The sequence below is a fragment of the Streptomyces sp. NPDC002867 genome, from assembly GCF_053591895.1.
Genome location: NZ_JBSFUR010000004.1, coordinates 141,921 through 154,409 on the forward strand (window position 1 = coordinate 141,921; position 12,489 = coordinate 154,409).

Consider the following 12,489-nt stretch of genomic DNA (forward strand, 5'->3'; position numbering starts at 1 on the left):
AGCCTCCCATGGCCCTGTCCGAGAACACCAAGCGGACCGCCCGCACCGTCCTGCAGACCGCGGTCGGCATCGCCGTCGTGCTGCCCGCGATCGTCGACGCCGCCGGCGTTCCGGCGACCCTCCCCTGGGTCGCCGGGGCCCTCGCCGTCGCCGGCGCGCTCACCCGGGTGATGGCCCTCCCGGCCGTCCAGCGCTTGCTCCCCGGCTGGCTGCGCACCACCTCGGGGGCGGCCGATGACCGAGTCTGATCCGAACGACCCGGTGGCGGTGGCGCTGGAACTGGAACGGCTGCGCGGCACGTTGGAGGCCGGGTTCGCCCGGGTCGACGGCTCACTCGCGCTGCTCGTCCAGCGCAGCGACCAGACCGACAAGCAGCTCGCCGACCACGAGGCCCGGCTCGACGCGCTGGAACGCGCCCGATGGCCGCTGGCCTCGATCGCCGCGCTCGCCGCCACTTCCGGGCTCGGCCTCGCCCTGTGGGAGATGGCGAGCCGATGAAAGACCGAAGGGCGGTCACCCCGTACGGGGTGACCGCCCTTCGTTCGCCCTGCTTACTGGTTGTACGGACCGTAGTCGTAGTCCTCCAGCGGAACGGCCTGGCCGGAGCCCGTGCCGAACGGCGAGTAGTCGATGTCGTCGTAGCCGACGGCCGAGTACATCGCGGCCTTGGCCTCCTCGGTCGGCTCGACCCGGATGTTGCGGTAGCGGGACAGGCCCGTACCGGCCGGGATGAGCTTACCGATGATGACGTTCTCCTTGAGGCCGATCAGGGAGTCCGACTTGGCGTTGATCGCCGCGTCGGTCAGGACCCTGGTCGTCTCCTGGAAGGACGCCGCCGACAGCCACGACTCGGTCGCCAGCGAGGCCTTGGTGATACCCATCAGCTGCGGACGGCCGGAGGCGGGGTGACCGCCCTCGGTGACCACACGACGGTTCTCGGTCTCGAACTTCGAGCGCTCGACCAGCTCGCCCGGCAGCAGCTCCGCGTCGCCGGACTCGATGATCGTCACCCGGCGCAGCATCTGCCGGATGATGATCTCGATGTGCTTGTCGTGGATCGACACACCCTGCGAGTTGTAGACCTTCTGGACCTCGCCGACCAGGTGCACCTGGACCGCGCGCTGGCCGAGGATGCGCAGCACGTCGTGCGGGTTGGTGGCACCCACGGTGAGCTTCTGGCCCACCTCGACGTGGTCGCCCTCGCCGACCAGCAGACGGGCACGCTTCGAGATCGGGTAGGCGGTCTCGTCGCTGCCGTCGTCCGGGGTGACGACGAGCTTCTTGGTCTTCTCGGTCTCCTCGATACGGACGCGACCGGCCGCCTCCGAGATCGGGGCGACACCCTTGGGCGTACGAGCCTCGAAGAGCTCGACGACACGAGGCAGACCCTGGGTGATGTCGTCACCGGCCACACCACCGGTGTGGAAGGTACGCATCGTCAGCTGGGTACCGGGCTCACCGATGGACTGGGCGGCGATGATGCCGACCGCCTCACCGATGTCGACCAGCTTGCCGGTGGCCAGCGAACGGCCGTAGCAGTACGCACAGGTACCGACCGCGGACTCACAGGTCAGGACCGAGCGGGTCTTTACCTCCTCCACACCGGCCGCGACGAGCGCGTCGATGAGCACGTCACCGAGGTCGACGTTGGCAGGCGCGATGACCTTGCCGTCGACGACGACGTCCTCGGCGAGCATGCGCGCGTACACGGAGGTCTCGACGTCCTCCGCCTTGCGCAGCACGCCGTCGGCGCCCTTCTCGGCGATCCGCAGCTTGAGGCCGCGGTCGGTGCCGCAGTCCTCCTCGCGGATGATGACGTCCTGCGAGACGTCCACCAGACGACGGGTCAGGTAACCCGAGTCGGCGGTACGCAGGGCGGTGTCCGCCAGACCCTTACGGGCACCGTGCGTGGAGATGAAGTACTCCAGCACCGACAGGCCCTCACGGAAGGACGCCTTGATCGGACGCGGGATGGTCTCGTTCTTGGCGTTGGACACCAGACCACGCATACCGGCGATCTGACGCATCTGCATCATGTTTCCACGAGCACCCGAGTTGACCATCATGAAGATGGGGTTGGTCTTCGGGAAGTTCTCGTTCATGGCCTCGGCGACCTCGTTGGTCGCCTTGGTCCAGATCGCGATGAGCTCCTGCGTGCGCTCGTCCTTGGTGATCAGACCGCGCTCGTACTGCTTCTGGACCTTCTCGTCCTGCTCCTCGTAACCCTTGACGATCGCCTTCTTCGCCTCGGGAACGACGACGTCGGAGATGGCCACGGTGACACCGGAACGGGTCGCCCAGTAGAAGCCGGCCGCCTTCAGGTTGTCGAGCGTCGCCGCCACGATGACCTTGGGGTAGCGCTCGGCGAGGTCGTTGACGATCTCGGAGAGCTGCTTCTTGCCCACCGAGTAGTCGACGAACGGGTAGTCCTCGGGCAGCAGCTCGTTGAAGAGCGCACGGCCGAGCGTGGTCTTCAGACGGAAGCTGTCACCCTGCTGCCACGTCCCTGCCTCGACGGCGTCATCCCCGTCTTCGACCGGAGGCGTCCAGCCGCGCGGCGGGATGGTGCCGACCGGGAAGCGGATGTCGACCTTCGCCTGGAGCGAGAGCTCCCGGGCGTCGAAGGCCATGATCGCCTCGGCGGTGGAGTTGAACGCACGGCCCTCGCCGCGCACCTCGCGCTCCTCCTCGTCCGTGGTGAGGAAGAAGAGGCCCAGCACCATGTCCTGGGTCGGCATGGTGACCGGACGGCCGTCGGCCGGCTTGAGGATGTTGTTCGAGGACAGCATCAGGATGCGGGCCTCGGCCTGCGCCTCCGCGGACAGCGGCAGGTGCACGGCCATCTGGTCACCGTCGAAGTCCGCGTTGAACGCGGTGCAGACGAGCGGGTGGATCTGGATGGCCTTGCCCTCGACCAGCTGCGGCTCGAAGGCCTGGATGCCGAGGCGGTGCAGCGTGGGCGCACGGTTCAGCAGCACCGGGTGTTCGGCGATGACCTCTTCGAGGACGTCGTACACGACGGTGCGGCCGCGCTCGACCATGCGCTTGGCCGACTTGATGTTCTGCGCGTGGTTCAGGTCGACCAGGCGCTTCATCACGAACGGCTTGAAGAGCTCCAGCGCCATGGCCTTGGGCAGACCGCACTGGTGCAGCTTCAGCTGCGGGCCGACGACGATGACGGAACGCGCCGAGTAGTCGACTCGCTTACCGAGCAGGTTCTGACGGAAACGACCCTGCTTGCCCTTCAGCATGTCGCTGAGGGACTTCAGCGGGCGGTTGCCGGGACCGGTGACCGGACGGCCACGGCGGCCGTTGTCGAACAGCGCGTCGACGGCCTCCTGGAGCATGCGCTTCTCGTTGTTCACGATGATCTCGGGCGCACCGAGGTCGAGAAGGCGCTTCAGTCGGTTGTTCCGGTTGATCACACGGCGGTACAGGTCGTTCAGGTCGGAGGTCGCGAAGCGGCCACCGTCCAGCTGCACCATCGGACGCAGGTCCGGCGGGATGACCGGCACGCAGTCGAGCACCATGCCCTTGGGGCTGTTGGACGTCTGCAGGAACGCGGAGACGACCTTGAGGCGCTTGAGCGCACGGGTCTTCTTCTGGCCCTTGCCGGTACGGATGATCTCGCGGAGACGCTCGGCCTCCTCCTCGAGGTCGAAGGACTCCAGGCGCTTCTGCAGCGCCGCGGCACCCATCGAGCCGTCGAAGTACGTGCCGAAGCGGTCACGCAGCTCGCGGTAGAGCAGCTCGTCGCCCTCAAGGTCCTGGACCTTGAGGTTCTTGAAGCGGTTCCACACCTCGTCGAGACGGTCGATCTCGCGCTGGGCGCGGTCGCGCAGCTGCTTCATCTCACGCTCGGCGCCCTCGCGCACCTTGCGGCGCACGTCGGCCTTTGCGCCCTCGGCCTCGAGCTCGGCCAGGTCGGTCTCGAGCTTCTTGGCCCGGGCCTCGAGGTCGGCGTCGCGACGGTTCTCGATCTGCTGGCGCTCGACGGAGACGTGGGCCTCCAGCGACGGCAGGTCACGCGTGCGGCGCTCCTCGTCCACGAACGTGATCATGTACGCGGCGAAGTAGATGACCTTCTCGAGGTCCTTCGGCGCCAGGTCCAGCAGGTAGCCCAGACGCGACGGGACGCCCTTGAAGTACCAGATGTGGGTGACGGGAGCGGCCAGCTCGATGTGGCCCATCCGCTCACGACGCACCTTGGCGCGCGTGACCTCGACGCCACAGCGCTCACAGATGATGCCCTTGAAGCGGACACGCTTGTACTTGCCGCAGTAGCACTCCCAGTCCCGGGTCGGACCGAAGATCTTCTCGCAGAAGAGTCCGTCCTTCTCGGGCTTCAGGGTGCGGTAGTTGATGGTCTCCGGCTTCTTGACCTCGCCGTGGGACCAGGTCCGGATGTCGTCCGCGGTGGCGAGGCCGATCCGCAGCTCGTCGAAGAAGTTGACGTCGAGCACTTTTTCGTCAATCCCTCTTTCGGGGTTGTGCCCTCCGCGTCAGCGGAAAACGGGCTCTGTATCAGTGGTCTGTACGGTCCCGGGGACGGCCGGGGCTCCCTCGCGAGAGCCCCGGCCGGGCCCGTCAGACCTCTTCGACGCTGCTCGGCTCGCGCCGGGACAGGTCGATACCGAGCTCCTCCGCAGCGCGGAAGACGTCCTCGTCCGTGTCGCGCATCTCGATGGACATGCCGTCCGAGGACAGCACCTCCACGTTGAGGCAGAGCGACTGCATTTCCTTGATGAGCACCTTGAAGGACTCGGGAATGCCGGGCTCGGGGATGTTCTCGCCCTTGACGATGGCCTCGTAGACCTTCACGCGGCCGGTCACGTCGTCGGACTTGATCGTCAGCAGCTCCTGGAGCGCGTAGGCGGCGCCGTACGCCTCCAGCGCCCATACCTCCATCTCACCGAATCGCTGGCCACCGAACTGGGCCTTACCACCCAGCGGCTGCTGGGTGATCATCGAGTACGGACCGGTCGACCGGGCGTGGAGCTTGTCGTCGACCAGGTGGTGGAGCTTGAGGATGTACATGTACCCGACGGAGATCGGGTCCGGGAACGGCTCGCCGGAGCGGCCGTCGAACAGACGCGCCTTACCGGTCGGGAGCACCATGCGCTCGCCGTCACGGTTCGGGATGGTGTGCTGCAGCAGGCCGGCCAGCTCGTCCTCGCGGGCACCGTCGAAGACCGGGGTCGCGACGTTGGTGCCGGGCGCGACGTCGTCGGCGCCGATGGCCTGCAGACGCTGGGCCCACTCCTCGCTCAGGCCGGAGACGTCCCAGCCGCGGCTGGCGAGCCAGCCGAGGTGGATCTCCAGGACCTGTCCCGGGTTCATTCGGGACGGGACACCCAGCGGGTTGAGGATGATGTCGACCGGGGTGCCGTCCTCCAGGAACGGCATGTCCTCGATCGGCAGGATCTTCGAGATGACGCCCTTGTTGCCGTGACGGCCGGCGAGCTTGTCACCGTCGGTGATCTTGCGCTTCTGGGCGACGTAGACGCGGACCAGCTGGTTCACGCCCGGGGGAAGCTCGTCGCCCTCCTCGCGGTCGAAGACGCGCACGCCGATGACCTTGCCGGTCTCGCCGTGCGGCACCTTCAGCGAGGTGTCACGGACCTCACGGGCCTTCTCACCGAAGATCGCGCGGAGCAGGCGCTCCTCCGGGGTCAGCTCGGTCTCACCCTTGGGCGTGACCTTGCCGACCAGGATGTCGCCGGCGACGACCTCGGCACCGATACGGATGATGCCGCGCTCGTCGAGGTCGGCGAGGACCTCCTCGGAGACGTTCGGGATGTCCCGGGTGATCTCCTCGGGGCCGAGCTTGGTGTCACGGGCGTCGACCTCGTGCTCCTCGATGTGGATCGAGGAGAGGACGTCGTCCTGCACGAGGCGCTGCGACAGGATGATCGCGTCCTCGTAGTTGTGACCCTCCCACGGCATGAACGCCACGAGCAGGTTCTTGCCGAGCGCCATCTCGCCGTTCTCCGTGGCGGGACCGTCGGCGAGGACCTGGCCCTCGATGACACGGTCGCCTTCGGAGACGATGACCTTCTGGTTGACCGAGGTGCCCTGGTTGGAGCGGGAGAACTTCGCGACGCGGTACGTGGTGTACGTGCCGTCGTCGTTCGCGACGGTGACGTAGTCGGCCGAGACCTCCTGGATCACACCGTCCTTCTCGGCCTTGATGACGTCGCCGGCGTCGGTGGCACAGCGGTACTCCATGCCGGTGCCGACGAGCGGGGCCTCCGCCTTGATGAGCGGAACGGCCTGGCGCATCATGTTCGCGCCCATGAGGGCACGGTTGGCGTCGTCGTGCTCGAGGAAGGGGATCATGGCGGTCGCGACCGACACCATCTGGCGCGGCGAGACGTCCATGTAGTCGACCTCGGCCGGCGGGACGTAGTCGACCTCGCCGCCACGACGACGGACGAGAATGCGGGACTCGGTGAAGCGCAGGTCCTCGGAGAGGGTCGCGTTCGCCTGGGCGATGACGAAGCGGTCCTCCTCGTCGGCGGTCAGGTAGTCGACCTCGTCGGTGACCTGGCCCTCGACGACCTTGCGGTACGGCGTCTCGACGAAGCCGAACGCGTTGACGCGGCCGTAGGAGGCGAGCGAGCCGATCAGACCGATGTTCGGGCCTTCAGGGGTCTCGATCGGGCACATGCGGCCGTAGTGCGAGGGGTGCACGTCACGGACCTCGAAGCCGGCCCGCTCACGGGAGAGACCACCCGGGCCAAGAGCCGACAGACGGCGCTTGTGGGTGAGACCCGACAGCGGGTTGTTCTGGTCCATGAACTGCGACAGCTGGCTGGTGCCGAAGAACTCCTTGATGGAGGCGACGACCGGCCGGATGTTGATCAGGGTCTGCGGCGTGATCGCCTCGACGTCCTGCGTGGTCATGCGCTCGCGCACGACGCGCTCCATACGAGCCAGACCCGTACGGACCTGGTTCTGGATGAGCTCGCCGACGTTGCGCAGACGACGGTTGCCGAAGTGGTCGATGTCGTCGGTCTCGACGACGATCTGCGTGCCGTTCTCGCCGACCGTCTCGGTCTCGCCGGCGTGCAGCTTGACCAGGTACTTGATGGTGGCGATGACGTCGTCGGTGGTCAGGACACCGGCGTCCAGCGGCTCATCGGCGCCGAGCTTCTTGTTCACCTTGTAGCGGCCGACCTTCGCGAGGTCGTAGCGCTTGGGGTTGAAGTAGAGGTTCTCGAGCAGCGTCTGAGCGGCCTCACGCGTCGGCGGCTCGCCCGGGCGCAGCTTGCGGTAGATGTCGAGCAGCGCGTCGTCCTGGCCCTGGGTGTGGTCCTTCTCCAGGGTGGCGCGCATGGACTCGTACTCGCCGAACTCCTCGAGGATCTGCTCGGTCGTCCAGCCGAGCGCCTTGAGCAGGACGGTGACGGACTGCTTGCGCTTGCGGTCGATGCGGACACCGACCATGTCGCGCTTGTCGATCTCCATCTCCAGCCAGGCCCCCCGGGAGGGGATGATCTTGGCCGTGAAGATGTCCTTGTCGGACGTCTTGTCGATGGAGGAGTCGAAGTAGACACCCGGCGAGCGCACGAGCTGCGACACGACGACACGCTCGGTGCCGTTGATGACGAAGGTGCCCTTGTTGGTCATGAGCGGGAAGTCGCCCATGAAGACCGTCTGGGACTTGATCTCGCCGGTCTCGTTGTTGGTGAACTCGGCGGTGACGAAGAGCGGGGCGGCGTACGTGAAGTCGCGCTCCTTGCACTCGTCGATCGAGTTCTTCGGAGGCTCGAAGCGGTGGTCGCGGAAGGTCAGCGACATCGACCCGGAGAAGTCCTCGATCGGCGAGATCTCCTCGAAGATCTCTTCCAGACCGGACTTGGTGGGGACGTCCTGTCCGCTTTCGAGAGCCGCCTCGACACGAGCCTTCCACGCCGCATTGCCGAGCAGCCAGTCAAAGCTCTCGGTCTGCAGCGCGAGCAGGTTCGGAACCTCGAGGGGCTCCTTGATCTTTGCAAAGGAGATGCGCAGCGGGGCAGTGCTTGCGCCGTTGTTCGTATTCGCGGTCGAGGCGTTGCGCGAGGCGGCCAAGAGGGGGTCCTTCCGAGGGCTCGGACTCACTACGCGCGTACCGGTCCCATACTGTGCACGGAGAGAAAGTCCAGGTCGGGACGGATCTTCAACCGATGCTCAGGTACGGGCATGCCCCGGGTGACGGGCAGGGGGCAGCTAACAGGCAGCGCAAAGGGTCAGTGTAGCCACTTGGCACACTGATGTCCAGTGCGGGTTTTCGAGACCCTCGAGACCCTCGTTGTTCTCATCTCCGCGAACCTCATGCGCCGTGAGGCGCACATCGATACTGCCCGTTCGGTCGTCGATCCATGCCTCGGATACGGATCGTTGTGACGACGCGTCCTGAGAATTGCGCGCTGCGTGCGGTTCGTCAAGGCCCCTGCCCCTGAGCTGCTGCTCCGGGATCATCACAGGCCGCTGTGAGCGCACGGCGAAGATCACCATACTCGCCGGGACGGCAAGAGCAAGGCAGCCGTCCCGCGCATGCCGAAGGGCGACCACCCGGTTGGGTGATCGCCCTTCAGTGTGCGTGCGTTACACGCGAGGAGTCAGAAGACTCGCAAGGTCACTTGACCTCGACGGAGGCGCCGGCGGCCTTGAGGGACTCGGCAGCCTTCTCCGCGGCCTCCTTTGCGACCTTCTCGAGGACCGGCTTCGGGGTGCCGTCGACGAGGTCCTTGGCCTCCTTCAGGCCCAGGGAGGTCAGCTCACGCACGACCTTGATGACCTGGATCTTCTTGTCGCCGGCGCCGGTGAGGATGACGTCGAACTCGTCCTTCTCCTCGACGGCCTCGACCGGGGCGCCGGGGGCACCCGGGGCGACGGCGGCGACGGCCGCAGCGGCGGTGACGTCGAACTTCTCCTCGAACGCCTTCACGAACTCGGAGAGCTCGATGAGGGTCATCTCCTCGAACTGCGCGAGCAGGTCTTCCTGAGACAGCTTCGCCATGATGGCGGTCCTTCCACTAATTCGGCTGGTGCCGATGTACATGTGAGGCGGGCGTACGTTCGGCCCGCTGCGATCCGTGCCTGGACGGCGCGGATCAATGCGCGAGCCGAATTACTCGGCACCGCCCTGCTCGGCGAGCTTGACGCGAAGCGCCTCCGCGGTGCGGACGAACTTCGACGGCAGCGCCTGGAAGAGCGAGGCAGCCTGGGACTGCTTGCCCTTGAACGCGCCGGCCAGCTTGCTGAGCAGAACCTCGCGGGACTCGAGGTCCGCAAGCTTCTTGATCTCATCGGCGGACAGCGCCTTGCCATCAAGGACACCGCCCTTGATGATCAGGTTCGGGTTGTCCTTGGCGAAGTCACGAAGACCCTTCGCCGACTCCACCGGGTCACCGGTGATGAAGGCAACCGCCGTCGGACCGTTGAACTGGTCGTCGAGCGAGTTGATCCCGGCCTCGTTGGCCGCAATCTTGGTCAGCGTGTTCTTCACCACGGCGTACTGGGCGTTCTCACCGAGCGAACGGCGCAGCTGCTTGAGCTGGGCCACGGTGAGACCCCGGTACTCGGTCAGCACGGCGGCGTTCGAGCTGCGGAACTGCTCCGCGAGCTCGGCTACCGCGGCAGCCTTGTCGGGCCTTGCCATAGAGCGTCGGCCTCCTTCCGGGTGATGAGGACCGCTCAGAAGGGGCTGAACAAAACGAAACGCCCCGGCGCAGGCGCACGGGGCGTAGCTCGACCTGAACGGAATCCGTTCGGGGAGCTTTCCACTGTCACCTGCGCGGGTCGTCCGCTGCTGAGCGGATCCTTCGGCCACCGGACCCTCGGAAGGAGAGCACGGCAACGACCAGCGGTCTTTGGCTTCTGTGGAAGAGTACGGGAACGGATCGCCGCGAGGCAAATCGGGTCATCGCCGCCCACGAGGGCGACGGCCCTGCGCCTGGGAGCCGTCGCCGGTCGCCCGAGGCCCTTGCGGGCCCCGAAGGTCCTTGCCGGTCTGGAAGGCGTGTACGCCCGCTCAGCGCCCCGTGAGGGGCGGCCGGAGGCCCGCCGGTGAAAGAGCCGGCCCCCGCCGCTCCGAGGAGCGACGGGGGCCGGCTTCGTACGCGAGACCCGCGACTGCCGTCAGATTCAGACGGCGGCCGGGTCCTCCTCGACGAGGAGGTTGCGGGTGCGGTTCGGGTCCAGCGGGATGCCGGGGCCCATGGTGGTGGTCAGGGTCGCCTTCTTGATGTAGCGGCCCTTCGCGGCGGACGGCTTCAGACGGAGGATCTCCTCCAGAGCCGCGGCGTAGTTCTCGACCAGCTTCGTCTCGTCGAAGGAGACCTTGCCGATGATGAAGTGCAGGTTCGAGTGCTTGTCGACGCGGAACTCGATCTTGCCGCCCTTGATCTCGTTGACGGCCTTGGCGACGTCCATCGTGACGGTGCCGGTCTTCGGGTTCGGCATCAGACCACGCGGACCGAGCACGCGGCCGAGGCGGCCGACCTTGCCCATGAGGTCCGGGGTGGCGACAACAGCGTCGAACTCGTTCAGGCGCTGGCCCTTGGAGATCTCGTCGATGAGCTCGTCGGAGCCGACGATGTCGGCGCCCGCGGCACGCGCGGCCTCGGCACGGTCACCGGTCGCGAAGACCAGGACCCGGGCGGTCTTACCGGTGCCGTGCGGAAGGTTCACGGTGCCACGGACCATCTGGTCGGCCTTGCGCGGGTCAACGCCCAGACGGAAGGCGACCTCGACAGTGCCGTCGAACTTGGTGGCGGCGGTGTCCTTGGCGAGACGGACGGCCTCGAGCGGGGCGTAGTTGCGCTCCCGGTCGATCTTGGCGTCCGCAGCGCGGAGAGTCTTGCTGCGCTTCACTTCTGCTCCTGATGTGTTGAGCGTGGAGTCGTGGTGCGGGCCAGCGCTTGGCCCTACCACTGAGGTCAGACGGGGACTGTCAGCCCTCGACCGTGATGCCCATGGAACGGGCGGTGCCGGCGATGATCTTCTCGGCGGCGTCCAGGTCGTTGGCGTTCAGGTCGGGCATCTTGGTGGTGGCGATGTCACGGACCTGGTCGCGCGTCAGCTTGGCGACCTTGGTCTTGTGCGGCTCGCCGGAGCCCTTGTCCACACCCGCGGCCTTGAGGATCAGCTTGGCGGCCGGCGGAGTCTTGGTGACGAAGGTGAAGGAACGGTCCTCGTAGACCGTGATCTCCACCGGCACGACCATGCCACGCTGCGACTCGGTCGCGGCGTTGTAGGCCTTGCAGAACTCCATGATGTTGACGCCGTGCTGACCCAGGGCGGGGCCGACCGGCGGAGCCGGGTTGGCCGCACCGGCCTGGATCTGGAGCTTGATAAGCCCCGTGACCTTCTTCTTCTTGGGAGGCATTGCTCTCTCCGGGTCCTAGTGAGAGTTTTCAGCACTCCAACCGATCATCCGGATGGAGGCATACCGCACAACGATAACGGGTATCCATGCGCGGCCAAAAACCGAGCAGGTCAGACAGCCTGCGAGAGGCGGTCTGACCTGTTCGGAAGCGCTGCGTCCAGAAAAGTGTCAGTTCTTCTGGATCTGGTCGAAGCTCAGCTCGACCGGGGTCTCGCGACCGAAGATCTCGACGAGGCCCTTGACCTTCTTCGAGTCGGCGTTGATCTCGTTGATCGTCGCCTGCAGCGTCGCGAACGGGCCGTCGGTGACGGTGACCGAGTCGCCGACCTCGAAGTCCAGCACCTGGACCTCGACCTTGCGGGCGGGGGCCGGCTTGCCCTCGGCCTCGGCGGCCTCGCGGGCGGCCTTCTCCTCGGCCTCCGGGGCGAGCATCTTGACGATCTCGTCCAGGGTCAGCGGGTACGGGTCGTAGGCGTTGCCCACGAAGCCGGTGACACCGGGGGTGTTGCGCACGACGCCCCAGGACTCGTTCGTCAGGTCCATGCGGACGAGCACGTAGCCGGGCAGCTTGTTCTGCCGGACGTTCTTGCGCTCGCCGTTCTTGATCTGGACGATCTCTTCCTCGGGGACCTCGGCCTGGTAGATGAAGTCCTCGACGTTCAGCGAGACGGCGCGCTGCTCCAGGTTGGCCTTCACGCGCTTCTCGTAGCCCGCGTAGGTGTGGATCACGTACCACTCGCCGGGCAGGCCGCGGAGCTCGTCGCGCAGAGCGGCGATCGGGTCGGCGGGAGCCTCCGGCTCGGCCTCGGCCTCTTCGGCGTCCTCGGTCTCGTCGTCGGTCGCGACCTCGTCCGCAGCCTCGGCGCCGGTCTCGTCCTCCACGTGCAGCGCGGCGTCCTCGGCTGGCTCGCCGGCGGCGGCGTCGTCGGCAGCTTCGGCCTGGTCCGGCTCCACACCGTCTGCCGCCTCGACGATGTCGAGCTCGTCCTCGACGGACTCGAAGCTCTCGCCGGACGTGGCGGAGTCGTTCAGGTTCGGGTCAGACACGGTGGCTGCTTCTTCCTGGATACAGATGGGGTGGAACAATGCGAAAGGGGCGCCGTGTCCGGCGCCCT

Annotated in this window: 9 protein-coding genes; 2 read left to right on the plus strand and 7 right to left on the minus strand. The window is 66.7% G+C overall.

The window, feature by feature from the left end; genetic code table 11:
* The first annotated feature begins 8 nt into the window (after positions 1–8).
* Both ACWD0A_RS05290 and ACWD0A_RS05295 read left to right on the plus strand, forming a co-directional pair.
* On the plus strand, positions 9–248 hold the full coding sequence (locus ACWD0A_RS05290) for a hypothetical protein (RefSeq protein WP_373429295.1): 240 nt from the start codon (positions 9–11) through the stop codon (positions 246–248).
* Positions 235–498, plus strand: a complete 264-nt coding sequence (locus ACWD0A_RS05295; RefSeq protein ID WP_451294786.1) for a hypothetical protein — start codon at positions 235–237, stop codon at positions 496–498. Before ACWD0A_RS05290 ends, ACWD0A_RS05295 begins: the two co-directional genes overlap by 14 nt.
* A 53-nt stretch (positions 499–551) precedes the next feature.
* Here the strand turns inward: ACWD0A_RS05295 and ACWD0A_RS05300 are convergent, their stop codons facing one another.
* The 7 genes from ACWD0A_RS05300 to nusG form a co-directional block, all read right to left on the minus strand.
* Positions 552–4,463 (minus strand): DNA-directed RNA polymerase subunit beta', encoded by a 3,912-nt coding sequence (locus ACWD0A_RS05300; protein ID WP_307713986.1) that lies wholly within the window; start codon positions 4,461–4,463, stop codon positions 552–554.
* A 124-nt stretch (positions 4,464–4,587) separates the two neighbouring features.
* Positions 4,588–8,073 (minus strand): DNA-directed RNA polymerase subunit beta, encoded by a 3,486-nt coding sequence (gene rpoB / locus ACWD0A_RS05305; protein WP_307713987.1) that lies wholly within the window; start codon positions 8,071–8,073, stop codon positions 4,588–4,590.
* 547 nt (positions 8,074–8,620) lie between these two features.
* Positions 8,621–9,004 carry a 50S ribosomal protein L7/L12 gene (gene rplL, locus ACWD0A_RS05310; protein WP_307713988.1) on the minus strand — a complete coding sequence of 128 codons (384 nt, stop codon included), beginning with the start codon at positions 9,002–9,004 and terminating at the stop codon, positions 8,621–8,623.
* Positions 9,005–9,115: 111 nt separating this feature from the next.
* Complete coding sequence (rplJ, locus tag ACWD0A_RS05315) at positions 9,116–9,646, minus strand: 50S ribosomal protein L10 (protein ID WP_410361819.1); 531 nt, start codon at positions 9,644–9,646, stop codon at positions 9,116–9,118.
* A 485-nt stretch (positions 9,647–10,131) separates the two neighbouring features.
* A complete protein-coding gene (gene rplA / locus ACWD0A_RS05320; protein ID WP_451294789.1) occupies positions 10,132–10,860 on the minus strand; it encodes a 50S ribosomal protein L1 in 729 nt (242 codons plus the stop codon).
* A 79-nt stretch (positions 10,861–10,939) separates the two neighbouring features.
* Entirely contained in the window at positions 10,940–11,374 is a 435-nt protein-coding gene (gene rplK / locus ACWD0A_RS05325) for a 50S ribosomal protein L11 (RefSeq protein ID WP_003956479.1), read from the minus strand.
* 168 nt (positions 11,375–11,542) lie between these two features.
* Entirely contained in the window at positions 11,543–12,421 is an 879-nt protein-coding gene (nusG, locus tag ACWD0A_RS05330) for a transcription termination/antitermination protein NusG (protein ID WP_451294791.1), read from the minus strand.
* Positions 12,422–12,489: the final 68 nt, after the last annotated feature.